This is a genomic window from Pseudomonas sp. Pse35, from assembly GCF_024519715.1.
GTDB classification, from domain to species: domain Bacteria; phylum Pseudomonadota; class Gammaproteobacteria; order Pseudomonadales; family Pseudomonadaceae; genus Aquipseudomonas; species Aquipseudomonas paracarnis.
In genome coordinates this window covers 39,328-63,299 of sequence record NZ_JALJRP010000007.1, presented here as the reverse complement: position 1 = coordinate 63,299, position 23,972 = coordinate 39,328, and the positions used below count along the sequence as shown (strand labels likewise).

The window sequence follows — 23,972 nt, the reverse complement described above, 5'->3', positions numbered from 1 at the left end:
TACACCACTGGGTGATCGTTCCCACGCTCTGCGTGGGAATGCAGCCCCGGACGCTCGGCGTCCGCTTTAAAGTCATGACGCAGAGCATCACAGGAGGCATTCCCACGCAGAGCGTGGGAATGATCTGTCGCCAAGCGTCAGAACGGCACATCCCCAAGAATCGTCGCCCGGTGCATCACCCGCCGCTGCGGCCGGTAGTCATCCACAGCGTAATGCTGGGTGACGCGGTTATCCCAGAACGCCACGTCATTTTCCTGCCAGCGCCAGCGGATGGTGAATTCCGGGCGGGTGGCGTGGGCGAACAGCAGCTTGAGAATGGCCTCGCTTTCGGCCGGTTCCAGTTCATTTATTCGGGTGGTGAAGCCGTCGCTGACGAACAGCGATTTACGTCCACTCACCGGATGCGTGCGCACGACTGGGTGCGATAGCGGCGGGTTTTTCTTGCGGGTTGCTTCCCAGCGCACAAGGTCCTCGGCGGTGTTGCCAAAGCGCTCCAGCGGGAACGACTTGGTGAAGTCGTGTGTGGCGGTGAGGCCATCGAGCAAGCGCTTTAGCGGTTCAGACAGTGCTTCATACGCCGCAATCCCACTGGCCCACAAGGTATCGCCGCCGAACGCGGGCAACAGCTTGGCGCTGAGCACTGCGCCCAGAGCAGGCGTGGGCAGGAACGTCACGTCGGTATGCCACACCGCGTTATCACGCACATCCGTGACGGCGGTGTCGAGGATCAGCACTTCGGGCTGTTCCGGCACGTTGGGGTAGATCGGGTGGATGTGCAGGTCGCCAAAGTTTGCCGCGAACCGTGCCTGTTGCGCAGGGGTGATCGGCTGGTCACGGAAGAACAGCACCGAATAGTCGAGCAACGCCTGTTCAATGGCGTCGCGCTGTTCGGGATTCAGCGGCTGGGTGATATCGACGCCGCCGATCTGGGCGCCCAGGGCGGTGCTTAATGGGGTAACGGTCAGGCTGCTCATTGTGGGTTCTTCACTCAGTGTGCCTGGCCATGCCAGGGCACTAATTTACGCTGCAGGGCGCGCAGGCCCATTTCCATGGCGAAGGCGATCAGGGCGATGACCAGGATGCCCAGCACCACCACATCAGTGACCAGAAACTGCGCCGCCGACTGCACCATAAAGCCCAGGCCGCTGGTGGCGGCAATCAACTCGGCCGCCACCAAGGTCGACCAGCCCACGCCCAGGCCGATGCGCACACCGGTGAGGATATCGGGCAGGGCGCTGGGCAGGATCACATGGCGAATCAGTTGCGCGCGGCTGGCGCCCAACGACTGCGCCGCGCGCAATTTGGCCGGGTCGACGGTGCGCACCCCAGTGGCGGTGGCGATGGCAATCGGGGCGAAGATAGCGAGGTAGATCAGCAGCACCTTGGACAGCTCGCCAATGCCGCACCAGATCACGATCAACGGCAGGTAGGCCAGGGGCGGAATCGGCCGGTAGAACTCGATCAGCGGATCGAGAATGCCACGGGCGATACGGTTGGCACCGATGGCGATCCCCACCGGCACGGCGGTCAGTACTGCAAAGCCCAGGCCCAGGCCGATGCGACTGAGGCTCGCGCCCAGGTGCTGCCACAAAGTGGAATCCATGTAGCCGGTGGTTGCCAGCAGCCAGCCTTTTTGCAACACGGCGGACGGTGGCGGCAGGAACAAAGGTTCGATCAAACCGGTGGCGGTCACTGCCCACCACAGGGCAAGCAAGGCCGCCAGGGTCAGCAGGCTGATCCAGCGCGTGCTCAGGCGACGGCGCAGCGGGATCACGGGATGTGTCGCAGGCTCGGTGGCCGTGGCGGGAAGTTCGTAGCTGCTCATGCGTACACCTGCCGTTGGGAGAACACTTTGCCCAGCACATGCTCACGGGTTTCGATAAAGCGCGGGTCGGATTTGATTGCGCGGGCTGATTCACCGGCGGCGTAACGTTGGCCGAAATCCAGCTGCAGGCGTTCGACGATCTGGCCGGGGTTGGGCGCCAGCAAGATCAAGTCGGTGGCGAGAAACACCGCTTCTTCAATGTCATGGGTAATCAGGAATACCGGCTTGGCCGTGCGCCGCCACACTTGCAGCAGCAACTCCTGCATCTGTTCACGGGTGAAGGCATCCAGGGCGCCGAAGGGTTCGTCCATCAGTAGTACACGCGGGTCGGCCGCCAGCGCACGCGCCAGGCCGACGCGTTGCTTCTGGCCACCGGAGAGTTGCCAGATGCGGCGGTTGTCGAAACCGGCCAAGTCCACCAGCGCGAGCATTTCACGCGCCCGCACGTCGCGCTGCGCCTTGGGCACGCCGGCCAGCTCCAGGCCGAAAGCCACATTGGCCAGCACGTCCTGCCAGGGCAGCAGGGCATCGTCCTGGAACACCACGCCGCGCTCGGCGCTGGGGCCTTTGACCGGCACGCCATCGAGGGTGATACGCCCGGCAGACGGTTCGACGAAGCCGGCAATCAGGTTCAACAACGAGGTCTTGCCACTGCCGGAGGGGCCCAGGGCGACCAGCAATTGCTGGGGCCCAAGCTCCAGTGAAATATCGGACAGTACCGGTTCCGGGGCGCCTGGGTACTGTGCGCTGATGCGCTCCAGTTGTAGCAAGGCCATCGCAGTGAACTCCTGGGTCAGTTGGTAATGAACTTGGCGCTGACATAAGGGGCGTAGTCGGGCAGCACGGCCTCGACCTTGCCTTGCTCCTTGAGGAACGCAGCGGTGTCGGTGACGGCCTTGGTGGTCGGTGCGCCCAGCAGGGTGACTTGGTCGGCGGCCAACGGGTAGACGTTGCCTTGCAGCAGCAAGGGGATATCGCTGGCCTTGGCGCCGGAGAGCTTCACCAGCTTGTCGACGTTGCCGGTATCGGCGAGCCAGGCTTGTGGGTCTTTGCGGTAGGCGGCGTAGGCATCCAGAGTGACCTTGGCGAAGGCGGTGACGATCTCTGGGTGCTTCTCGGCGAAGTCCTTGCGCACGATCCAGGCATCGAACGTCGGCGCGCCGAACTTGGCCAACTCCCCGGACGTGATCAGCACCTTGCCGGTTTCCTTGGCCACGCCCAGGGCTGGGTCCCACACATAGGTGGCGTCGATATCACCGCGCTTCCAGGCGGCAATGATGGCCGGCGGGGCGAGGTTGAGAATGGTGACTTTGGCCGGGTCGATGTTCCAGTGCTTCAGCGCGGCGAGCAGGCTGTAGTGGCCGGTGGAAACGAAGGGCACGGCGATTTTTTTGCCGACCAGGTCCTGAGGGCTGTTGATCCCCGAACCGTTACGCGCCACCAGGGCTTCGGCGCCGCCGATCTGGGTGGCGACGAGGAAGGTTTGCACCGGGACTTTACGGGTTATCGCGGCGGTGAGCGGGCTGGAACCGAGGTAGCCGATCTGCACGTCGCCGGACGCGATGGCAGCGATGATGTCGGCGCCATTGTCGAATTTGCGCCAGTCGATCTTGGCGTTGGTGGCTTTTTCATAGGCGCCGTCGGCTTGGGCGACTTTGGCCGGGTCCACGGTGGTCTGATACGCAATGGTCACGTCCGCCGCCTGGGCAAACAGGCTGGCACCGGCCAGGGACAATGCGGCCAACAGGCGCAGAGGGGTCAGCAGTTTCAAAGGGAAGCTCCTCAATCAGGCGGCCGAGGGTCGGCGTGAGAGGAGACTAAATGATCTAAGAATTCGAAAATAAATAACTTTTTCGAATTAGCTTAAAACTTGTAGGAGCGAGCTTGCTCGCGAAAAACGTTAACGGTGACGCGTTCAGTCTGGATGAATGCGGGGGCCGTGAGTTTTTCGCGAGCAAGCTCGCTCCTACAGGTTAGTTGCTGATGGCGAGGATGCTTGCCTGGTACGAACCGACAAACACATCGAAATCGCCTACTTCGTTCTGCTCCAGCTCTGCCTGTTGCGCCAGCGACGCACGGGCCAGTTCTTCAAAGTGGGCTTGTTCCTCAGGCGCCAAAGGTTCTTTGCGGAAGTATTCGGCATGGACTTCGCTTTGATGCAGGGAGAACTGCGCAAAGCTTTCCTTGCGCTCAGCCATGGCTGCCAACACCTGGGCCGACGGCGTCAGGGACGGGTCCTTGACCTTGGCCAACTGGGCGTCCAATGCCTCGCTGTGCTCGGTGATGCCATGGCTCTGATCGAGCAGGGCGGCCAGCGGGGCAATCTTCTCCAGCAACTCGGCCGCCCACTCCTTCATGTCCACCGGCTGGCCGTCACGCTGCAATTGCAGGCCCGGACGGCGGCCTTCCTTGACCACGCTGAGGAAGTTGGAGGTGGCGTTGCCGCACTCGTTGTTGGCGAACAATGGGCTGTCGTTCAGCGCGCAGTACAGCAGGAATGCGTCGAGGAACCGCGACTCTGGCAGGTCGATTCCCATCGGCAGGAACGGGTTGATGTCCAGGCAGCGTACTTCGATGTACTGGATGCCGCGGGCCATCAACGCCTGGATCGGCCGCTCGCCGGTGTAGGTCACGCGCTTGGGACGGATGTTGGAGTAGTACTCGTTTTCGATCTGCAGGATGTTGGTATTGAGCTGCACCCACTCGCCATCCTTGTGCGTGCCGACTTCGACATAGGGCGCGTAGGGTGTTGCCACCGCTTCGCGCAGGCTGTCGGTGTAGCTGGCCAAATCGTTGTAGCACGGCGTCAGGCCGGCCTGGGCGTTGCTCTGGTACCCCAGGTCGCTCATGCGCAGGCTGGTGGCGTAGGGCAGGTACAGCGTGTCGGCGTCGAGGACTTCAAGCTGATGCGAGCGTCCGCGCAGGAAGCCGGCATCCAGGGCTGGCGAGGCACCGAACAGGTACATCAACAGCCAGCTGTAACGACGGAAATTACGGATCAGCGCGATGTAGGCCGTGGATTGATAGTCACGGTCGGTGCCGACAAACCCTTCTGTTTCCTTGAGCAACGGCCACAACGCTTCCGGCAGGGAAAAATTGTAGTGGATGCCGGCGATGCACTGCATGGTCTTGCCGTAACGCAGGGCCAGGCCCTTGCGGTACACGTACTTGAGCTGGCCGATGTTGGAGGTGCCGTAGTAGGCAATCGGAATATCTTCCTCGGCCGGCAACGGGCACGGCATCGAGGGGCTCCACAGGTATTCGCTGCCCAGCTTGGTGTAGGCAAAGCGATGGATCTTGTCCAGGCTGCTCAGAGTATCGGCCGGGTTCGGCAGGGCAGGGGTGATGAACTCCAGCAGCGATTCCGAGTAGTCGGTGGTGATCTGTTCATTGGTCAGCGCGGCGCCCAGGGCTTCGGGGTGCGGCGTTTGCGCCAGTCGACCTTCGTTGGTGACGCGCAGGCATTCGCGCTCGATGCCGTGCAAGCATTGCTCTAGCAGGGAGAGGTGTTCGCGCTTGCCGAGCAGGGCCAGGCGGCGGTTGAGAAGTTCGCTCAAGTTGGATTCCTTCACGCGTCAGTCGCCCCAATATGGGGGTGGGCAGGACGGTCTACAAGGGTGAAGTTGAAACTGGCGTGATCGCCTGGTTTTGAGTCGATTTGACCCGCTCTGAATCTGCCGACTTCACTCCATGAATTGGGCTACAGCGCAGCGAGAAAATTCCGACGCTGTTATCGCAGCGCCGAAATTAACTCAAATCGGGGGTGGGGAGCTATAGGACAGCGAACGTGCCCTGTGCTTTTGCGACAAGTCTTTCGCTCTGATACACGTCGGCCTCGACCACCAGGGTGCGGCGACCGGCGTGGATCACCCGGCTGGTGCACAGCACCTCACCGTCTTCCACAGCGCGAATATAGTTGATCTTGCATTCGATGGTGGCGCTCTGCTGGTCGAAACCATGGGCGCTGGAACAGGCCAGGCCCATGGTTATATCCACCAGGCTGAAAATCGCCCCGCCATGGAGCTTGCCCGCGCGGTTGCGCAGGTGCGGCTCCAGGGTCAGGGCCACCTCGGCAACGCCCTCTTCCAGGCGTTGCAGGCGGCAGCCGATCAGTTCGCTGAATGCGCTCTGGGTCAAACCGGCCGGAATTTCCATCAGCGCTTCTTCAACTGTTTAGCGTTGGCAAACAGCGACGCCATGGCGTTGTTGCTTGGCGCGGCGGTGGTGGTTTCCTTGCGCGGGGCGTTGTTCTGCGACTGGCGCGGCGCCGAACCGGGGCGAGCGCCACGGGCACCATCGATTTTCTCGCCGGGGGTATCGCTCATGCGCATCGACAGGCCGACGCGTTTGCGTGGGATGTCGACTTCCATGACCTTGACCTTGACCACGTCACCGGCTTTCACCGCTTCACGTGGGTCCTTGATGAACTTCTCCGAAAGCGCGGAGATATGCACCAAACCGTCCTGATGCACGCCGATGTCCACGAACGCGCCGAAGTTGGTCACGTTGGTCACCACGCCTTCTAGGATCATGCCCGGTTGCAGGTCCTTGAGGTCTTCGACACCGTCCTGGAACTCGGCGGTCTTGAACTCCGGGCGCGGGTCGCGACCCGGTTTCTCCAGTTCTTGCAGGATATCGGTGATGGTCGGCACACCGAAGGTTTCGTCGGTGTACTTCTTCGGGTCCAGGCGCTTGAGGAACGCGGCATCACCAATCAACGAACGGATATCGCGGTCGGTTTCGGCGGCAATGCGTTGCACCAGCGGGTAGGCCTCCGGGTGAACTGCCGAGGCGTCCAGGGGGTTATCGCCGTTCATGACGCGCAGGAAGCCGGCCGCTTGTTCAAAGGTTTTTTCACCCAGGCGTGCGACTTTTTTCAGCGCAGCACGGGTTTTGAACGCGCCATTTTCGTCGCGATGGCTGACGATGTTCTGCGCCAGGGTCGCGTTAAGGCCCGAGATTCGCGCCAGCAGTGCCACCGAAGCGGTGTTCACGTCTACGCCCACGGCGTTTACGCAGTCTTCCACCACCGCATCCAGGCCGCGTGCCAGCTTCAGTTGCGACACGTCGTGCTGGTACTGGCCGACGCCGATGGATTTAGGGTCGATCTTCACCAGTTCGGCCAGCGGGTCTTGCAGGCGACGAGCGATGGACACTGCGCCACGGATCGACACGTCGAGGTCCGGGAATTCCTTGGAGGCCAGCTCCGACGCCGAGTACACCGAAGCGCCTGCTTCGGAGACCATGACCTTGGTCATCTTCATGGCTGGGTATTTTTTGATCAGCTCGGCGGCCAGCTTGTCGGTTTCGCGGCTGGCGGTGCCGTTGCCGATGGCGATCAGGTCCACCGCGTGCTTGGCGCACAAGGCGGCCAGGATCGCCAGGGTCTGGTCCCACTTGTTGTGCGGTACGTGTGGGTACACGGTAGCGTGGTCCAGCAACTTGCCGGTGGCGTCGACCACCGCGACCTTGCAACCGGTGCGCAGGCCCGGGTCGAGGCCCAGGGTGGCACGCGGGCCAGCCGGTGCGGCCAACAGCAGGTCGTGCAGGTTATGGGCGAACACGTTGATCGCTTCGGTTTCGGCGCCGTCGCGCAATTCGCCCAGCAGGTCGGTTTCCAGGTGGGTGTAGAGCTTGACCTTCCAGGTCCAGCGCACCACTTCGCCCAGCCACTTGTCTGCGGGGCGGTTCTGGTTCTGGATGCCGAATTGTTGACCGATCATGCCTTCGCACGGGTGCATGGTGCCCGGCAGCTCGTCACCGACTTTCAGCGCGGAGCTGAGAATGCCTTCGTTACGGCCGCGGAAAATCGCCAGGGCGCGGTGGGACGGCATGCTTTTGAGCGGCTCGTCGTGTTCGAAGTAGTCGCGGAACTTGGCGCCTTCTTCCTCTTTGCCGGCGATGACGCGGGCGCTGAGGATGGCTTCCTGCTTGAGGTAGGTACGCAGTTTTTCCAGGAGGCTGGCGTTTTCGGCGAAGCGCTCCATCAGGATGTACTTGGCGCCTTCGAGGGCGGCCTTGACGTCGGCGACGCCTTTTTCCGCGTCGATGAAGCGCGCGGCTTCGGTTTCCGGGGTCAACGATGGGTCGTTGAACAAGCCATCGGCCAAATCACCCAGGCCGGCTTCCAGGGCGATCTGGCCCTTTGTACGACGTTTCTGTTTGTACGGCAGGTAAAGGTCTTCGAGGCGGGTCTTGGTGTCCGCGAGTTTGATGTCGCGTTCCAGTTGCGGGGTCAACTTGCCCTGTTCCTCGATGCTGGCGAGGATGCTGATACGCCGTTCGTCGAGTTCTCGCAGGTAGCGCAGGCGCTCTTCCAGGTGCCGCAGCTGGGTGTCGTCGAGGCTGCCGGTTACTTCTTTTCGGTAACGGGCGATGAAGGGCACCGTGGAGCCTTCATCCAGTAGAGCGACGGCCGCTTCGACCTGTTGTGGGCGTACGCCGAGTTCCTCGGCGATGCGGCTGTTGATGCTGTCCATAAAACCACCTGAAATTCTTAAAATCAGCGCGCCGGCCCGTAAAAACAAGGCTCGGCGAGGCTGGTTGAGCGGCCCGACTGGCGCCGCTGCCTGGGTCAAGAGGCTGGCTATTGACCCTCGAAATCGAAAAAGTCACGACAAGCGGGTAAAAAAAGCCCGGCAGCAAACGGTAACGATCTGACGTTGCCCTGCACGGAGGCGCCGCATTATAACCAGCGTTCCGCCCTTGGGGGCTACTGCGCCGCAGCTTGTAGGGCGCGGGTTCGCTGGCAGTAGATGAAAAATCTGCTAACAATGCACACGGTGCGTATAACGGCAGCTACGCCATAATGCGCGCCGAGATAAGAGGAGCATCCAATGAGCAGCACCGCACAAACTGCTGAAGGCGAAAAAATTCTCATCGTTGATGACGATCCGGGGCTGAGCAGCCTGCTGGAGCGTTTTTTCAACTCCAAGGGCTATCGTGCCCGCGCGGTGCCGAACACCGAACAGATGGATCGTCTGTTAGGGCGTGAAGTTTTCAACCTGGTCGTACTCGACCTGATGTTGCCCGGTGAAGACGGCCTCACCGCCTGCAAGCGCCTGCGCGGTGCGAACAATCAGATCCCGATCATCATGCTCACCGCCAAGGGCGATGAACTGAGCCGCATCAAGGGGCTGGAGCTGGGCGCTGATGACTATCTGGCCAAGCCGTTCAACCCCGATGAGCTGATGGCGCGGGTCAAGGCCGTGTTGCGTCGCCAGGCACCGGCGGTACCGGGTGCACCGGGCAGCGAAGACGAAAGCGTCACCTTTGGCGATTACGAATTGTCGCTGGCCACCCGTGAGCTCAAGCGCGGTGAAGAAGTGCACATGCTCACCACCGGCGAATTCGCAGTGCTCAAGGCCCTGGTGATGAACGCTCGCCAGCCGCTGACCCGTGACAAGCTGATGAACCTGGCCCGTGGCCGGGAATGGGACGCCCTCGAGCGCTCCATCGACGTGCAGATTTCCCGATTGCGCCGGATGATCGAGCCAGACCCGTCCAAGCCGCGGTATATCCAGACGGTGTGGGGTGTGGGTTATGTGTTTGTGCCGGATGGCACCGCAACCAAGTGACCGATGATTTGCAGGGGCGGGTATCCTGGCGTTTGACTCCATGAGGGGCGACGGGATGCCCGGCGTCTGCAATTCTGCGAGCGCCGCTCGTTCCTGCAAGGTGTGCAGCTTTCATCTATGAAAACCCCGCTGTGGTTCCCACAAAGTTTCTTCTCCCGCACCCTCTGGCTGGTGCTTATTGTCGTTCTGTTTTCCAAGGCGCTCACGCTGGTTTATCTGTTGATGAACGAAGACGTGCTGGTGGACCGGCAGTACAGCCATGGTGTCGCCCTGACGTTGCGTGGCTATTGGGCGGTAGACCCTGAGAACCGCGAAAAAGTAGCCAAGGCGTCGACGCTGACGCGGGTTGACGGCGCTGGTGTGCCTGAAGGCGAGCAGCATTGGCCTTACAGCGAGATCTACCAGCGCCAGATGCAGGCCGAGTTGGGTGCCGACACCGAGGTGCGGCTGCGTATGCATGTTTCGCCTGCGCTGTGGGTGCGAGCGCCAAGCCTGGGGGATGCCTGGATCAAGGTTCCGCTTTATCCGCACCCGCTGAGGGGGCAAAAAATCTGGAACGTGTTGGGCTGGTTCCTGGCCATTGGCTTGCTTTCAACGGCGTCCGCGTGGATTTTCGTCCGCCAGCTCAACCAACCCCTCAAGCGCCTGGTGTTTGCCGCTCGCCAACTGGGCCAGGGGCGCAGTGTGCGCTTGCCGGTCAGCGACACGCCCAGTGAGATGACCGAGGTGTACGGCGCCTTCAACCAGATGGCAGAAGATGTCGAACAGGCCGGGCGCGAACGCGAGTTGATGCTGGCGGGGGTGTCCCATGACTTGCGCACGCCACTGACGCGATTACGGTTGTCCCTGGAGTTGATGGGGGACCATACCGACCTCACCGATGACATGGTGCGCGACATCGAGGACATGGACGCTATTCTGGACCAGTTCCTGGCGTTCATCCGTGACGGGCGGGATGAAGTGGTCGAGGAGGTCGACCTCACCGACCTCGTGCGTGAGGTGGTTGCGCCCTATAACCAGAATGGTGAGCAGGTGCGCACGCGCCTGGAGCCGATCCAGCCGTTCGCATTACGCCGGGTGTCGATGAAGCGCCTGCTGAACAACTTGATTGGCAACGCCTTGCACCATGCCGGTTCCGATGTGGAAGTGGCGGCGTACGTTTCTGGCGACAGTGCCGCGCCTTACGTGGTGCTGAGCGTGATGGACCGTGGCACAGGAATCGACCCGGCTGAGCTGGAGGGTATCTTCAACCCCTTCACCCGTGGTGACCGCGCCCGAGGAGGCAAGGGCACCGGGTTGGGGTTGGCGATTGTGCGGCGGATTGCGTCGATGCATGGCGGCAATGTCGAGTTGCGCAACCGTGAAGGCGGCGGGTTGGAAGCGCGGGTGCGGCTGCCGCTGGGGTTGATGCTGCCTCGAGACGCTGTCTAACAAGCAATATGAATGCAAATGTGGGAGCTGGCTTGCCTGCGATAGCGGTAGTTCATTCAACGACGATGTTGAATGTACCGGCGTCATCGTAGGCAAGCCAGCTCCCACAGTGGTTTGCGGCGTGTGGCAGGTGTGGGTATTCAGCCCTTTCCCTTGGTCCGAGTCATATTCGGCCCGCCATTCTTTTCCAGATGCTGAATGATGATCCCCGCCACATCCTTACCGGTGGTGGTTTCGATCCCTTCCAGGCCAGGCGATGAGTTTACTTCCATCACCAGGGGGCCATGGTTGGAGCGCAGGATGTCCACACCCGCCACGCTCAGCCCCATCACCTTGGCCGCCCGTAGCGCGGTCATGCGCTCTTCCGGGGTGATCTTGATCAGGCTGGCGCTGCCGCCACGGTGCAGGTTGGAGCGGAACTCACCGGGCTTGGCCTGGCGCTTCATGGCTGCGATCACCTTGTCGCCCACCACGAAGCAGCGAATGTCCGCGCCGCCCGCTTCCTTGATGTACTCCTGCACCATGATGTTCTGCTTGAGGCCCATGAACGCCTCAATCACCGACTCCGCCGCCGTTGCTGTTTCACACAGCACCACCCCGATGCCCTGGGTGCCTTCCAGTACCTTGATCACCAGCGGTGCGCCATTGACCATCTCGATCAGGTCGGGAATGTCGTCCGGAGAGTGGGCAAAACCGGTGACCGGCAAACCGATACCCCGGCGCGACAGCAGTTGCAGGGAGCGCAGCTTGTCCCGCGAGCGCGCAATGGCCACGGATTCATTCAGCGGAAACACCCCCATCATTTCAAACTGGCGCAATACCGCGCAGCCATAGAACGTCACCGAAGCGCCGATACGCGGGATTACCGCATCAAAGCCTTCCAGGGGTTTGCCCCGGTAGTGGATCTGCGGCTTGTGGCTGGCAATGTTCATGTAGGCACGCAACGTGTCGATCACCACCATTTCATGGCCACGTTCAGTGCCGGCCTCGACCAGGCGACGGGTGGAATACAGACGCGGGTTTCGCGACAGCACAGCAATCTTCATGCAGCACCTGGGGCAGAAATAGTGGAGACCGGGAACACCGGCTTGTCTTGAACGTACTTGAGGCCTGGATTGACCACCAACTGGCCGTCAATCAGCGCCTTGGAGCCCAGCAGCAGGCGGTAACGCATGGCTTTGCGACAGGCGAGGGTGAACTCCACCCGCCATACCCGATCACCCAGGGCCAGGGTAGTGCTGATCACGTAGCGCACCTGTGCATGGCCGTTGGAGCTCTTGATGGTTTTCATCGTCACCAGGGGCGCTTCACAGCGGCGGTGACGTAGTTGCACCACGCTGCCCAGGTGCGCGGTAAAACGCACCCACTTTTCACCGTCGCGCTCAAAGGGCTCGATATCGGTGGCGTGCAGGCTTGAGGTACTGGCACCGGTGTCGATCTTCGCCCGCAGGCCCGCCACTCCCAAGTCGGGAAGTGCCACCCACTCACGCAGACCCACAACGGTCAAATGGTCAAATGTCTTCAATATGGTTAACCGGTCAATTCGCCCAGGCTTGAGGAGATACCTCAGCCAACGCTTTGAATGCAGGCTTGGCGAACCAGAAGCCCTGCATCAGAAATATTCCGCAGTCGGACAGGAAGTCGCGCTCGCCGGCACTTTCGATGCCCTCGGCGATGACAGTAACCCCCAACTGCTCACAGATTGTGACAATCCCCCGGACGATCACCTGACGGACACGATCCTGGTCGACATCGCGAATCAGCGCCATGTCGAGCTTGATCAAGTCAGGTTGGAAATCGGCCAGCAGGTTCAGCCCCGAATAGCCCGCGCCGAAATCGTCGATGGCGGTCTTGAAGCCGAATTCGCGGTATTCACGCAGAATATTCGTCAAATGGCGATAGTTATCTACGTGCTCGCTTTCCAGGGTCTCGAAAATCAGCCGGTCCAGCGGGAAATTGTGCGCCCGGGCGGCCTCCAGAGTGCTGCGGATACACAGTTCCGGACGATATACAGCATTGGGCATGAAGTTGATGGAAAGGTGAGTCTGCATGCCCAGGGCTGCGGCACCGGCGATGGCCTTGGTCCGGCAGCGCTGGTCGAAGCGGTAGCGATTGGTTTCGTTGACCTGAGCCAGCACCGACAGCGCGCCTTCTCCCTGGGGACCGCGCACCAAGGCTTCGTTGGCGAAGATCGAATGGTCACGCAGGTCTACGATAGGCTGGTAGGCGAACGCGAAATCGAACCCCAGAGGCTCGCTTTGCTGGCAACCCACGCACCGCTGGTTGGGCGAGGTGAGTGAGAGGGGAAAGTCGGTCACGGCGTATCCTCGCGAAAACAGGGTGCTACCTGGCGTATCTTAGGTGAGCCTTGGGGTTTATGCGTCGAAGGGTTTCAACGGTAAAGTTGCGACATTTTTCAGAGCGAGGAATTCAAGTGGCTCAAAAGCAGGAAGAGGAAGAGAAGGTCCGGCTGGACAAGTGGTTGTGGGCAGCGCGGTTCTACAAGACCCGCGCTCTGGCCAAGGCCGCTATCGAGAGCGGCAAGGTGCATCATCGCGGCGAGCGCTGCAAGCCGGGAAAGGAGCCGCGCGTCGGCGACGAGTTTCAGATTCGTACAGGCTTTGATGAAAAAACCATCGTAGTACAGGCGCTTTCCATCGTCCGCCGGGGCGCGCCTGAAGCGCAGGCACTGTATGCCGAGACCGAAGCCAGCATCGCCAAGCGCGAAAACGCTGCGGCCATGCGCAAGGCAGGGGCTTCAGGCCTGACCACTGACGGCAAGCCGAGCAAGAAGCAGCGCCGCGATCTGTTCAAGTTTCGCGGCAGCGGCAATGACGATTGATTGCACGAGTCGCCCATGCAAACTCGATCAAATGTGGAAGCGGGCTTGCCCGCGAATACGGTGGGTCAGGCACAGATGCATTGATTGACACCCCGCGTTCGCGAGCAAGCCCGCTCCCACTTTTAGCCCTGGGGGGTTACGGAGTTGTGCGCATGACACTCAACCGCCCAATAACGGGCAACTTGCTCAGTAGCCCGAAAAGCGGCGCCGTCATTCGCAACAAAGCGCCCGACACCTTCGCCGCAAACGGCGTGTAATACCCCCACCCCAGCGCCAACAGCGCCAGCAGTACGCCACCGATATAATCGTCCTGGCCCCAGTGCGCGCCGGCTACCAGCCGCGGCATCATGAACAGCAGCGCCAGGCCCCAGATCACCAGCACCTGGCCGATGCGCCGGGCGAACACGCTCATGAACATCGCCCAGATCAATAGCACCGAAGCATGGTCGCCGGGGAAGCTCTGGCTCGAGCGGTCCTTCAATTCCCAGGTTTTCTCCAGCCCTGGGAAAAAGTCGCTCATTTGAATCGCGCCGCTGATGACCATCGACGGGCTACTGTGCTGCCAGCCCATGTGCGCCGCGAGTTTGGAGAACAGCATGCGGATAAAAAGCAATAGCAGCAGAATGCCGAGGAAGCCAAAAAACGCCTGGCGCACCTGTACGGCCTTGAACACCCAGTCGCCGCGGATCAACAGCGCCAGCAAAATCACGCCGACCACTGCATCAAACGGCCGCAGGCTGGCCACGGCCCACACATGTAGCCAGGTCGAGTTCGTGGCCAATGGGCCATTGAGCAGATGAAACAGCCACTCGTCGAAAATCACACAGAGCATCTGGCCCGTGGGCCACAGCCAAAAACACAGCAGTCCGATAGCGAGTAGATTGCAAAGAGCCCATCGCCGGAGGTTCCAGTTGGCTTGGAACAAACCCGGATTGTTCATAAACTGTCCCTCATCGCTCTATTCAGCTCCTTGAATTCAGGAGAAGTCGCACCAAGATGGTGCTAAAGCGTTTAATTTTATAAACCTTGTAATCATTTTGTCATCACTTCAGATACCCAGACCTATGACTGATCTACCGGATACCGACTTCACCCAACGCTTCATCTTCGATGAAAGCGATGCCCGCGGCGAGATGGTTTCGTTGGAGCTCAGCTATGCCGAAGTCCTTGCCAAACACGCCTATCCGGAGCCGGTCGCGCAATTGCTCGGCGAGTTGATGGCCGCCGCGGCGCTGCTGGTGGGCACCATGAAGTTCGACGGTTTGCTGATCTTGCAGGCTCGTTCCGAAGGGCCAGTGCCCATGTTGATGATCGAGTGCTCGAGCGAGCGCGAGATCCGTGGCCTGGCCCGTTACGAGGCTGACCAGATTGCCGCAGATGCCACCTTGGCCGACCTGATGCCCAACGGCGTCCTGGCACTGACTGTCGACCCGACTGAAGGCCAGCGGTACCAGGGTATTGTCGACCTCGACGGCCAGACCCTGTCGGAATGCTTCACCAACTACTTCGTTATGTCCCAGCAAGTGGGCACCAAGTTCTGGCTTAACGCCGACGGCAAGCGCGCCCGTGGTTTGCTGGTGCAACAACTGCCGGCCGATCGCATCAAGGATGAGGATGATCGTGCCGAAAGCTGGCGGCATATCATCGCCTTGGCCGACACCTTGAAGGCCGAAGAACTGCTGGGCCTGGACAACGAAACCATCCTGCACCGCCTCTACCACGAAGAGGCCGTGCGCCTGTTCGACGCACAGGGCCTGCATTTTCACTGCAGTTGCTCGCGCGAGCGTTCCGGTAACGCGCTGGTCAGCCTGGGCCTGGAAGATGCGCAAAATCTGGTGGTGGAACATGGCGGCCATATCGAGATCGACTGCCAGTTCTGCAACCAGCGCTACCTGTTCGACGCGGCTGATGTAGCGCAATTGTTCGCCGGCGCAGGCAGCGACACCCCTTCCGACACCCGCCACTAAAACGTTTAAGCACAGGTAAATCACCTGACAAACGCCGGATTAGAGGTGTTCTGACGGGAGGGCCCTACTCTTTTTGGGCTTTTCTGGCATAATCCGGCCCACTTTTTTCGCGGTAGTAGTGCGCAACTTTCTACTACAAAACGTTTGGAGCACTCGGCCATAGGCCGACGGGGAACCTCATGACGCAAGCCAATAACGCCGTATACACCGATCTGAGTGTTGACGATCTGGTCAAAGAAGCCCTGCAGCGCGGTGAAGGCGTGCTTGCCGATACTGGCGCGCTGGTCGTAGAAACCGGTCACCGCACCGGTCGTTCGCCGGTTGACCGTTTCATCGTTGAAGAGCCTTCCACCCAGGACGCCATCGCCTGGGGCCCGATCAACCGCAAGTTCCCGGCCGACAAGTTCGATGCCCTGTGGGCTCGCGTCGAGGCGTTCAATAACGCGCAAGAGCATTTCGTTTCCCATGTTCACGTAGGGGCTGCAGAAGACCACTACCTGGCCGTGAAAATGACCACCCAGACTGCCTGGCAGAACCTGTTCGGTCGTTGCCTGTTCATCAACCCGGCCCAGTACAACCCGGCCGGTCGTGAAGAGTGGCAAGTGCTCAACGTGGCCAACTTCGAGTGCGTACCAGAGCGTGACGGTACCAACTCCGACGGTTGCGTGATCCTCAACTTCGCTCAGAAAAAAGTACTGATTGCCGGCATGCGTTACGCCGGTGAAATGAAAAAAGCCATGTTCTCGGTGCAGAACTTCCTGCTGCCGGCTGCCGACGTGCTGCCGATGCACTGCGCCGCCAACATTGGCGAAGCAGGCGATGTGACCCTGTTCTTCGGCCTGTCCGGCACTGGCAAGACCACCCTGTCCGCCGACGAAAGCCGTTACCTGATCGGTGACGACGAGCACGGCTGGGGCGAAGGCGTGGTGTTCAATATCGAAGGCGGTTGCTATGCCAAGTGCATCGACCTGTCCGAGAAGAACGAGCCGGTTATCTGGAAAGCTATCAAGCACGGCGCTGTGCTGGAAAACGTCGTGATCGACGAGGCCAAGCACGCCGACTACGCCGACGTCAGCCTGACCCAGAACAGCCGTGCCGCCTACCCGCTGGAGCACGTTGCCAAGCGTTCCGAGAAGAACCTGGGCGGCGAGCCAAACGCGGTGATCTTCCTGACCTGCGACCTGACCGGCGTACTGCCGCCTGTGTCGATCCTCAGCGAAGAACAAGCGGCCTACCACTTCCTGTCCGGCTACACCGCTCTGGTGGGCTCGACCGAAATGGGTTCGGGCAGCGGCATCAAGTCGACCTTCTCCACCTGCTTCGGCGCGCCGTTCTTCCCACGCCCGGCTGGCGAATACGCAGAGCTTCTGATCAAGCGTATCCGTGGTTTCGGCTCAAAGGTCTACCTGGTCAACACCGGCTGGACCGGCGGCGGCTACGGCGTCGGCAAACGCTTCAACATCCCGACCACTCGCGGCGTGATTGCAGCGATCCAGAGCGGTGCGTTGATCGGTGCGCAAACCGAACACCTGGACACCATCAACCTCGACGTGCCATTGGCCGTACCGGGCGTTGAAACCGGCCTGTTGAACCCACGCAACACCTGGGCTGACAAGGCTGCCTACGACGAAGCAGCGAAAGCTCTGGCTGGCCTGTTCATCGAAAACTTCAAGAAGTTTGAAGTCAGCGATGCGATCAAGGCGGCGGGTCCTAAGTTGTAAGATTCGCCGTTGTAAAAAAGCCGCCTCTTAGGCGGCTTTTTTATGGGCGATTAGTCGGCGATGTGCAGTACCACTGCACCGACCAGCACCAGTACAACGCCTGCGACCTGCACCGCTGACAAACGCTCCTTGAAAAATACAAACCCCAGGATCGCCGCGATCCCTCCAGAGAGCGTACTGATCACCGTCACCACCGACACCGAGCCGGCCATCGCGCCCCACGAAAATGCCGAGAACCCGCCGAGGTTCATCAAGCTCGCACCGGTCAACGTCGCGCAATTTTTCAGCGGCGGGATCTTCAAGCCATCCTTGATCTTCAGCACCATCACCACCAGCACGCACAAGCCCACCAGGTAACCCAGCCACAACATGGTGATTGGCCCCAGCGCTGGCAGTGTGTAGCGACCTTGCAGCCAGAAACTGGTGCCGTACAGGGTTGCGGCGGACATGGCGTAGGCAATGGACAGGCGCGGGTTGTTGTGAGGCGTACCGTTGTCCTTGTGAATGCTGGACAGCACAACGCCGATCACGCACAGGGCGATGCAGCCCAGTTGTATCAGGCTGATGTGTTCACCGCTGGCCCAGGACAGCAAGGTGGTCACGACCCCATAGGACGTCACCAATGGCGCGACGATGGCCGCTTTGCCCAAGGCAAAGGCTTTGGACAGCGCAAGGGCGCCGGACACCGTCAGCAGAGCGGCGGCGACGCCCAGGAGCCAAACGCTTAACGGTGCATCAAGGGATTTGAAAAGGAAGGCTGGGAAAATGACCAGCAGGAGGGTCATGATCAAAAAACCGAGGGCTTGGCCGAAATACACCGCGCGTTTTACGCCAACGGCTCGGGCGTTGAGGCCCACCAGAAAGTCCGTGCCGCCCCAGAGCAGGGCGGCCAGCAGGCCCATTGTTACGTCCATGTAAGGTCCTTGTTATTTATACGGCTCGCCAGATTAGCGCAGATCCAGTGTGGGAGCAGGCTTGCCCTAATACTGTAGGAGCGAGCTTGCTCGCGAAAAACGTCAACGATAACGCGTGCTTGCTGAATGAACGCGGCGCCTGTGAGTTTTTCGCGAGCAAGCTCGCTCCTACAAAAAATCCTTCATTGGATTCAGCTCAGGTTTTCCAGCGTCTGCGTGTCCCAGCGGTGGGTCTTGATCGCCAGGTAGAGCATGCCGATGGTCAGCGGAATCTTGTCACCACGGCCTTTGGCGCGACGCTTCAGGAACACGTCGAACACCGGCGGCTGGAAGTAACGATAAGCGTCGTAGTCGCTCAGGTCGACACCAAAATCCTGCTCCAGCGCCTCCATGAATTGCTTGGCCTCAGCACCATCGCACCCGAGGTCGAAGTTCAGTGAGGTGTGCAAGCCAATGGTCTTGTGTGTTGGCAAGCCGATTTCTTCATGCAGCAATTGCACAAGTTGCTGCATGGCAGGGTCTTCTGGGAAGTTGGGGGCCAGGTTCATGGTGGGGGCACGCAGGAGTGGGTGAGGGGGCCTGTCACGTTGCAGGCGGTATTTGTTTCGCGTGATGAAGAGAACCAAGCCTATCAAGAACAAGGCCAGGGGAAGAAGTTGAATGTTCAGGACAATGGCGATGTAGGGTAGCCAGAACAACAGAAGCAGTCCCGTTACGATGAAGGTAACGGCGAAACGCGTTCTTAACGTGCCGTCAGTGATTTTGTAATACAGCAGCAGATGGAGAGCGAACAATAGCGCTGTTTGTAGGTAAAGCCATTGACTAAAGTTCATCTGGAGTGCACATGCATTGAGACACTTGAGCGCTGCGGGCCTATGCCACCGCTGACCTGAGCATCCAGGCCGATGACGATGTCTGCGCTGTGAAAGTTGCGGATCCTGCGAGAAATCAAATCGCTGATAGCGTTCTCGACTATCGATTCTGCTTTGCTGGATATGATCCCGACAGGGGCTGCAACTGCGCCAGAAATGATTTCTTTTATGAGGTTGTTCCGATTGTTCAAGCTATCTGCGTGCTTCCTGGTCAGTGGCTTTGAGACGGCCACTGTCATGACGCAGGGTAGATCTCGGGCGAGCATCCTTTCGTACAACTTCTGAAGCCGCAAGCGGACCTCTATCGCTGAAGCTTTTGCTTCCAGCAAGCAAAGTGTGGCTAGCTCTTGTCGATTGCTTGGCATCACGGTGAGTCGAATTACCGTGAAAGTGATGCCATAGTGGCCGATATATTGAGTCCTTTCCATGTTCACGGTTTTTTCCGAGACAGTTGATAGGAGGTTATGTTCAGTCGGCTACGCGTAACTGGTATAGAGGGTTGAACGGGTATTTGAAGCAGTTTGGGAAACGGATGGCGTGACGTTTGGCAGTATCTTACAAAAGCCTCCGGCATTTATGGCTTGCAACGATGTGATGGGTAAAGCTGATCAGTTGTAGGAGCGAGCTTGCTCGCGAAAAACTCAAGGGCGCCGCGTTTTTTCTGATTTACCGCGTCATCGTTGGCGATTTTCACGAGCAAGCTCGCTCCTACACAGGTGTTGCTTAGACTTGCGCTTGTTCAGGTTGCAGCTGAACGTGTTGCGCGGCTTCCAACAAATCACAGCCGTCCTGAACGAGCAGGTACAGCGCATTAATGATGTGGGAAATGTCTTTGAGGTCAGCGTGTTCGAAGGTCAGGCAAGAGAAAGTTTCCAATCAGTCGCTGGCGGCGCGGATACGCTGGTGGGCGGCGGATTGGATGTCTTTGGCTGATGCTTGAGTGTCGATGAGAAGCGGGTGACAGGCGATCAAGGTCGTAGGGCGGCGGAAAGAGTGGAAGGTTGCCTACGGCGATTTCGGATAATTCCCGCTCGGCCTGGTGCAGGCGTGCCTCATCGAGCAAATGGAGGCGGTTGCGCAGAGTGCTGCTACCGGGGTAGCAGTATGGGGCCTGGCCCACCCCGTATTTGTCGAGCATCAGCTAGAGGTGTTGCGGTACTTGGCAAGGACGGCTTCGCGTGTCGGCAGGGGTTTGTCGACGTCGGTCGGTTGGGTATCGAACCCTTCCAGGCGCAGGCTGGCCAAGTAATTGGAACGCCGGATCTTGTGATAGTGATCCTGTTTTTGCTCAAACGTCAGTTCGCTCATTGCTGCGTCCTCTTGGAAAGCAAGGCTTGAATGTAGCGCAATGCGTAGCTCGGTAGGCGGGATAAAACGCCCGTCACAACTTGTATAAAAAATCTGCCAGCGAGCTCATTTCAGCGTATGTTTCACCGCAAAATCTTGTAGGGCGATTCCGCCCACTACTTAAAGGGAGTTAAGCATGGGTTTGCTTCGTGTCGCCTCGGCGATGTCTTTGTGTGCGGTGGCGTTTTCTGCCCAGGCCGAGCAGTTGCCGATTGAAGTGCTGAGCGCGGTGGTCAAGGACCAGAAAATCGCCGATGCCGAGGTGCTGCTGCAACGTAATGGCGCGCAGAACGTGGTGGGCCGTACCAACGCGCAAGGCCAGGTGACGCTGACCAGTGAAGTGGCTGACGATGCCAGCAACCTGCTGATCATCAAGAAGCCTGGCTATTCCAACCTGGTGGTGAAGTGCCCGTGCAAAGGCATGACCTATGCCATCAGCCCGGTGATGGAAAATCTCGACGGCCTGCGTGTGGTGTTGACCTGGGGCAAGGCTCCGCGCGACCTCGACTCCCATATGATCTTCCCCGGCAATAACATCTTCTTCAACAATAAAAAGGGCACCGACGCCGAACTGGACGTGGATGACACCGATAGCTATGGCCCGGAGACCATCACCCTGCAGAAAAAGCATTACGGCGAAAGCTACGTCTATGCCGTGCACGACTATTCCAACAGCGGCTCTCCCACCTCCAGCGAGTTGTCCAACAGTGAGGCCAAGGTGTTCGTGTACATGGGGCAATCCCTGGTACGCACCTACTATGTGCCGCAGAACCGCACGGGCAACCTGTGGACTGTGTTCCGCATGACCGGCAGTGGCGACTTCCAGGACATCAACACCTTCACCGGCGTGAGAGTTGGCGCCGAAGATGTACTCAACGAGGTCAAGCCGTTGCTGGACGACAGTGTGGCCGTCACTGCCGTGACGGCGAGCACGTCGGCACAGGCCGATGCGAAGAAGCTGAACCTCAAGGGCGAAGCGGCCTACCAGGCCGGTAACCTGGACCAGGCCATCGACTTCTTCCGTCAAGCCATCGAGCTGGATAACAGCTTCGGCAAGGCTTACGGCAACCTGGGCCTGGCGTATCAGAAAGCCGGCAATACCGCGGAGTCGATCTGGGCCAACCGCAAGGCTATCGCCCTGGCCACCGGTACCAATGCCGCGACTGTGCGCGCCGGTGCTTACTACAACATTGCACGCATCTACGAAGCGGCCGGGCAGTTCCCGGATGCGCTGCGTCATTACCAGTTGGCCAAGGAGCAAAAGGCCAACCCGGTGTATGACACGGCGATCGAGCGGGTGCAAAACCGCTGATTCAGCAGTAGCACGGTTTTAAAATGTGGGAGAGGGCTAGCCAGCTCCCACATTTGTATCTGCTGCGTCTTGTTACTTTCTCGGAAAAGTCCCACTTCGGCCCTGAGCCATCCTTCCCTCTGTGTATCATCCTGTCTCTTTTTTCCTCGCGACCTTTCTCGATTCGCTGAGAATCCCGGGCTATGTTTTTGAGCCAACTCAGCGGTCAATGGAGTGACAGCCTTATGCACGACACCCTCCAGCAGGTCTTTGGTTACCCACACTTTCGCTTGGGCCAGGAAGAGACGGTCAGCGCCGTGCTGGCTGGGCGATCTGCCGCCGCCATTTTCCCTACGGGGTCGGGCAAATCCTTGTGTTACCAGCTGTCGGCCGTGTTGCTGCCGCACCTGACGCTGGTGGTGTCGCCGTTGCTGGCGTTGATGCAGGACCAGTTGGGTTTCCTGCAGCGCCATGGCATTTCGGCGGGCAGTATCGACTCGGCCCAGAGCCGTGATGAGGCCAATGATGTAATGGCCCGTGCGCGATCGGGCGAGCTCAAGATTCTGATGATTTCCGTGGAGCGTTTGAAGAACGAGCGTTTCCGTAATTTCCTGAACAGCGTGCAGATCTCGTTGCTGGTGGTAGACGAGGCGCACTGTATCTCCGAATGGGGCCACAACTTCCGCCCGGATTATTTGAAGCTGCCGGACTACCAGCGCCAGTTCAACATCCCTCAGGCGCTGTTGCTGACGGCCACGGCCACGCCCCAGGTGATCGCCGACATGCAGGCCAAGTTCGCCATTGCTGCCGAAGATGTAGTGACCACGGGCTTCTATCGCCCCAACCTCAACCTGCTGGTGGAACCGGTCAGCGGCCACGACAAACGCCGCAGGCTGCTGGAATGGATGAAAGCGCGGGCCAACCAGCCGAGTATTGTCTACGTCACCTTGCAGAAAACCGCCGAACAGATTTCCGAGCATCTGAACCGCCACGGTATTCAGGCCGAGGCTTATCACGCGGGGCTGCCCCATGAAAAACGCGAAGGTATCCAGCAGCGTTTCATGGGCGGGCGTTCCAATTGCATTGTCGCAACTATCGCGTTTGGCATGGGCATCGACAAGAGTGACATCCGCAATGTCGTGCACTTCGACCTGCCCAAGTCAATCGAGAACTACAGCCAGGAAATCGGCCGCGCAGGGCGTGACGGGCAGCCGTCGGATTGCCTGGTGTTGGCCAACCGCGACAGCCTCAATGTGCTGGAAAACTTCGTGTACGGTGATACGCCGGAGCAGGACGGCATTTTGCGCGTACTGGAGGAATTGCAGGCCGCGCGTAGTGAAGGGCAGTGGGAGTTCCTGCTCAGGTCGCTGTCGGACCACAGCAATATTCGCGAGTTGCCGCTCAAGACGCTCCTGGTGCAGTTGGAGCTCAAGGGCGTGATCGCGCCGCGCTATGCGTTTTATGCGGAATACCGTTTCAAATACCTGATCGAACCCGAAGCCTTGCTGGCGCGTTTTTCCGGCGAGCGGCAGCAGTTTGTCGCGGCGATCATCCAGGTGTGCAAGCGCGCTAAAACCTGGGCGACGGTCGATTTCGATGCGCTTTATCAACAGCACAATGCCGAGCGTAGTCGGGTGGTGAAGGCACTGGATTATTTTCAGGAGCAGGGCCTGATCGAGCTCGAAAGCAAGCAGATGACTGAGGTCTACAGTTTGCTCGACACCCATTTCGACCCCCACGCGTTAAGCGCCGAGTTATACACAGGCTTCAAGCAGCATGAGGTGACGGAGGTCGCGCGGATTCACGCCATGCTCGACCTGTTCGCCACCGACCACTGCCTGGGGCAACGTCTGGCGCACTACTTTGGTGATGATAATGCGCCCCGGCGTTGCGGGCATTGTTCGGTATGCCACGGCCAGGTCGCCCATCTGCCGGCGCCGCCGAGCTTGCCGCCGCTTGTGGATAAAAACTTCATGGGGCTGTGCGGTGATTTTATCCACAGGCATCATGAGCACACGGGGCACTTGCCGAATGCGGAGCGTTTGACGCGTTTCCTTGGCGGTATCAGCGTACCGTTGTTTACCAAGTTGAAGGCGCGAGGCATTCCCGGTTTTGCTGCGCTGGAAGACTACCCCTACGCCGAGGTGCGCGACTGGGCCCATGCTCAATTGGATCAACTTTGATG

22 protein-coding genes and 2 pseudogenes are annotated in these 23,972 nt (G+C 59.7%); 7 read left to right on the top strand and 17 right to left on the bottom strand.

Annotated elements, in window-relative coordinates; genetic code table 11:
* Positions 1-137: 137 nt before the first annotated feature.
* The 7 genes from tauD to OC445_RS08690 form a co-directional block, all read right to left on the bottom strand.
* Positions 138-974 carry a taurine dioxygenase gene (gene tauD, locus OC445_RS08720; RefSeq protein WP_198790441.1) on the bottom strand — a complete coding sequence of 279 codons (837 nt, stop codon included), beginning with the start codon at positions 972-974 and terminating at the stop codon, positions 138-140.
* Between the two features lie 14 nt (positions 975-988).
* Positions 989-1,825, bottom strand: coding sequence for a taurine ABC transporter permease TauC (tauC, locus tag OC445_RS08715; RefSeq protein WP_057975356.1), 837 nt, complete (start codon positions 1,823-1,825; stop codon positions 989-991).
* On the bottom strand, positions 1,822-2,601 hold the full coding sequence (gene tauB, locus OC445_RS08710; RefSeq protein ID WP_054896655.1) for a taurine ABC transporter ATP-binding subunit: 780 nt from the start codon (positions 2,599-2,601) through the stop codon (positions 1,822-1,824). The genes tauC and tauB overlap by 4 nt, the downstream gene beginning before the upstream one ends.
* Before the next feature lie 17 nt (positions 2,602-2,618).
* Positions 2,619-3,596 (bottom strand): taurine ABC transporter substrate-binding protein, encoded by a 978-nt coding sequence (gene tauA / locus OC445_RS08705; protein WP_014716469.1) that lies wholly within the window; start codon positions 3,594-3,596, stop codon positions 2,619-2,621.
* A gap of 202 nt (positions 3,597-3,798) precedes the next feature.
* On the bottom strand, positions 3,799-5,382 hold the full coding sequence (gene gshA, locus OC445_RS08700) for a glutamate--cysteine ligase (RefSeq protein WP_054920278.1): 1,584 nt from the start codon (positions 5,380-5,382) through the stop codon (positions 3,799-3,801).
* Between the two features lie 214 nt (positions 5,383-5,596).
* Positions 5,597-5,980: a PaaI family thioesterase gene (locus OC445_RS08695; RefSeq protein ID WP_052199927.1), complete on the bottom strand. Its 384-nt coding sequence runs from the start codon at positions 5,978-5,980 to the stop codon at positions 5,597-5,599.
* Positions 5,980-8,304 (bottom strand): Tex family protein, encoded by a 2,325-nt coding sequence (locus OC445_RS08690; protein ID WP_054896653.1) that lies wholly within the window; start codon positions 8,302-8,304, stop codon positions 5,980-5,982. Before OC445_RS08690 ends, OC445_RS08695 begins: the two co-directional genes overlap by 1 nt.
* Positions 8,305-8,661: 357 nt before the next feature.
* Here OC445_RS08690 and ompR point away from each other — a divergent pair, with 357 nt between their 5' ends.
* Positions 8,662-9,402 (top strand): two-component system response regulator OmpR, encoded by a 741-nt coding sequence (gene ompR / locus OC445_RS08685; protein ID WP_003187669.1) that lies wholly within the window; start codon positions 8,662-8,664, stop codon positions 9,400-9,402.
* Between the two features lie 117 nt (positions 9,403-9,519).
* Positions 9,520-10,833 (top strand): ATP-binding protein, encoded by a 1,314-nt coding sequence (locus tag OC445_RS08680; RefSeq protein ID WP_003187671.1) that lies wholly within the window; start codon positions 9,520-9,522, stop codon positions 10,831-10,833.
* 140 nt (positions 10,834-10,973) lie between these two features.
* Here the strand turns inward: OC445_RS08680 and rimK are convergent, their stop codons facing one another.
* Genes rimK through OC445_RS08665 form a run of 3 tightly spaced genes read right to left on the bottom strand, consistent with a single transcriptional unit; the run spans position 10,974 to position 13,151 of the window.
* A complete protein-coding gene (gene rimK, locus OC445_RS08675) occupies positions 10,974-11,879 on the bottom strand; it encodes a 30S ribosomal protein S6--L-glutamate ligase (RefSeq protein WP_003187674.1) in 906 nt (301 codons plus the stop codon).
* Positions 11,876-12,325 (bottom strand): ATP-dependent zinc protease, encoded by a 450-nt coding sequence (locus OC445_RS08670; protein WP_169856571.1) that lies wholly within the window; start codon positions 12,323-12,325, stop codon positions 11,876-11,878. Before OC445_RS08670 ends, rimK begins: the two co-directional genes overlap by 4 nt.
* Positions 12,326-12,371: 46 nt before the next feature.
* Complete coding sequence (locus OC445_RS08665) at positions 12,372-13,151, bottom strand: EAL domain-containing protein (protein WP_054896652.1); 780 nt, start codon at positions 13,149-13,151, stop codon at positions 12,372-12,374.
* Between the two features lie 116 nt (positions 13,152-13,267).
* Here OC445_RS08665 and OC445_RS08660 point away from each other — a divergent pair, with 116 nt between their 5' ends.
* Positions 13,268-13,675 carry an RNA-binding S4 domain-containing protein gene (locus tag OC445_RS08660; RefSeq protein ID WP_003236026.1) on the top strand — a complete coding sequence of 136 codons (408 nt, stop codon included), beginning with the start codon at positions 13,268-13,270 and terminating at the stop codon, positions 13,673-13,675.
* A 136-nt stretch (positions 13,676-13,811) separates the two neighbouring features.
* Here the strand turns inward: OC445_RS08660 and OC445_RS08655 are convergent, their stop codons facing one another.
* Positions 13,812-14,615 (bottom strand): phosphatase PAP2 family protein, encoded by an 804-nt coding sequence (locus tag OC445_RS08655; protein WP_034125497.1) that lies wholly within the window; start codon positions 14,613-14,615, stop codon positions 13,812-13,814.
* A 124-nt stretch (positions 14,616-14,739) separates the two neighbouring features.
* Between OC445_RS08655 and hslO the strand changes: the two genes are divergently transcribed.
* Positions 14,740-15,642: an Hsp33 family molecular chaperone HslO gene (gene hslO, locus OC445_RS08650; protein WP_054920269.1), complete on the top strand. Its 903-nt coding sequence runs from the start codon at positions 14,740-14,742 to the stop codon at positions 15,640-15,642.
* A 179-nt stretch (positions 15,643-15,821) separates the two neighbouring features.
* On the top strand, positions 15,822-17,363 hold the full coding sequence (locus OC445_RS08645) for a phosphoenolpyruvate carboxykinase (RefSeq protein ID WP_005783824.1): 1,542 nt from the start codon (positions 15,822-15,824) through the stop codon (positions 17,361-17,363).
* A gap of 50 nt (positions 17,364-17,413) precedes the next feature.
* On the opposite strand, the gene OC445_RS08640 is transcribed toward OC445_RS08645, so the two are convergent.
* The 6 genes and pseudogenes from OC445_RS08640 to OC445_RS08615 form a co-directional block, all read right to left on the bottom strand.
* Positions 17,414-18,277, bottom strand: a complete 864-nt coding sequence (locus tag OC445_RS08640; protein ID WP_229999887.1) for a DMT family transporter — start codon at positions 18,275-18,277, stop codon at positions 17,414-17,416.
* Positions 18,278-18,468: 191 nt separating this feature from the next.
* Positions 18,469-18,825 (bottom strand): DUF1493 family protein, encoded by a 357-nt coding sequence (locus tag OC445_RS08635; protein ID WP_034125858.1) that lies wholly within the window; start codon positions 18,823-18,825, stop codon positions 18,469-18,471.
* Between the two features lie 281 nt (positions 18,826-19,106).
* Positions 19,107-19,577: a hypothetical protein gene (locus tag OC445_RS08630; protein WP_233097257.1), complete on the bottom strand. Its 471-nt coding sequence runs from the start codon at positions 19,575-19,577 to the stop codon at positions 19,107-19,109.
* Between the two features lie 295 nt (positions 19,578-19,872).
* Positions 19,873-20,121 (bottom strand): annotated as a pseudogene (locus OC445_RS08625) (hypothetical protein).
* Positions 20,096-20,287 (bottom strand): annotated as a pseudogene (locus OC445_RS08620) (cell filamentation protein Fic); the annotation flags it as partial. The pseudogenes OC445_RS08625 and OC445_RS08620, both read right to left, overlap by 26 nt.
* Entirely contained in the window at positions 20,287-20,457 is a 171-nt protein-coding gene (locus tag OC445_RS08615; protein ID WP_087149535.1) for a YhfG family protein, read from the bottom strand. The gene OC445_RS08615 and the pseudogene OC445_RS08620, both read right to left, overlap by 1 nt.
* 175 nt (positions 20,458-20,632) lie before the next feature.
* On the opposite strand from OC445_RS08615, the gene OC445_RS08610 reads away from it, so the two are divergent.
* Both OC445_RS08610 and OC445_RS08605 read left to right on the top strand, forming a co-directional pair.
* Entirely contained in the window at positions 20,633-21,808 is a 1,176-nt protein-coding gene (locus OC445_RS08610; protein WP_054920258.1) for a tetratricopeptide repeat protein, read from the top strand.
* Between the two features lie 224 nt (positions 21,809-22,032).
* Entirely contained in the window at positions 22,033-23,970 is a 1,938-nt protein-coding gene (locus OC445_RS08605) for an ATP-dependent DNA helicase RecQ (protein ID WP_054896646.1), read from the top strand.
* Positions 23,971-23,972: the final 2 nt, after the last annotated feature.

Coding starts and splice junctions, on each gene's coding strand:
- tauD (WP_198790441.1), bottom strand. CDS start 974: ATGAGCAGCCTGACCGTTACCCCATTAAGCACCGCCCTGGGCGCCCAG.
- tauC (WP_057975356.1), bottom strand. CDS start 1,825: ATGAGCAGCTACGAACTTCCCGCCACGGCCACCGAGCCTGCGACACAT.
- tauB (WP_054896655.1), bottom strand. CDS start 2,601: ATGGCCTTGCTACAACTGGAGCGCATCAGCGCACAGTACCCAGGCGCC.
- OC445_RS08695 (WP_052199927.1), bottom strand. CDS start 5,980: ATGGAAATTCCGGCCGGTTTGACCCAGAGCGCATTCAGCGAACTGATC.
- OC445_RS08690 (WP_054896653.1), bottom strand. CDS start 8,304: ATGGACAGCATCAACAGCCGCATCGCCGAGGAACTCGGCGTACGCCCA.
- ompR (WP_003187669.1), top strand. CDS start 8,662: ATGAGCAGCACCGCACAAACTGCTGAAGGCGAAAAAATTCTCATCGTT.
- OC445_RS08680 (WP_003187671.1), top strand. CDS start 9,520: ATGAAAACCCCGCTGTGGTTCCCACAAAGTTTCTTCTCCCGCACCCTC.
- rimK (WP_003187674.1), bottom strand. CDS start 11,879: ATGAAGATTGCTGTGCTGTCGCGAAACCCGCGTCTGTATTCCACCCGT.
- OC445_RS08655 (WP_034125497.1), bottom strand. CDS start 14,615: ATGAACAATCCGGGTTTGTTCCAAGCCAACTGGAACCTCCGGCGATGG.
- hslO (WP_054920269.1), top strand. CDS start 14,740: ATGACTGATCTACCGGATACCGACTTCACCCAACGCTTCATCTTCGAT.
- OC445_RS08645 (WP_005783824.1), top strand. CDS start 15,822: ATGACGCAAGCCAATAACGCCGTATACACCGATCTGAGTGTTGACGAT.
- OC445_RS08640 (WP_229999887.1), bottom strand. CDS start 18,277: ATGGACGTAACAATGGGCCTGCTGGCCGCCCTGCTCTGGGGCGGCACG.
- OC445_RS08635 (WP_034125858.1), bottom strand. CDS start 18,825: ATGAACCTGGCCCCCAACTTCCCAGAAGACCCTGCCATGCAGCAACTT.
- OC445_RS08630 (WP_233097257.1), bottom strand. CDS start 19,577: ATGGAAAGGACTCAATATATCGGCCACTATGGCATCACTTTCACGGTA.
- OC445_RS08615 (WP_087149535.1), bottom strand. CDS start 20,457: ATGAGCGAACTGACGTTTGAGCAAAAACAGGATCACTATCACAAGATC.
- OC445_RS08610 (WP_054920258.1), top strand. CDS start 20,633: ATGGGTTTGCTTCGTGTCGCCTCGGCGATGTCTTTGTGTGCGGTGGCG.
- OC445_RS08605 (WP_054896646.1), top strand. CDS start 22,033: ATGCACGACACCCTCCAGCAGGTCTTTGGTTACCCACACTTTCGCTTG.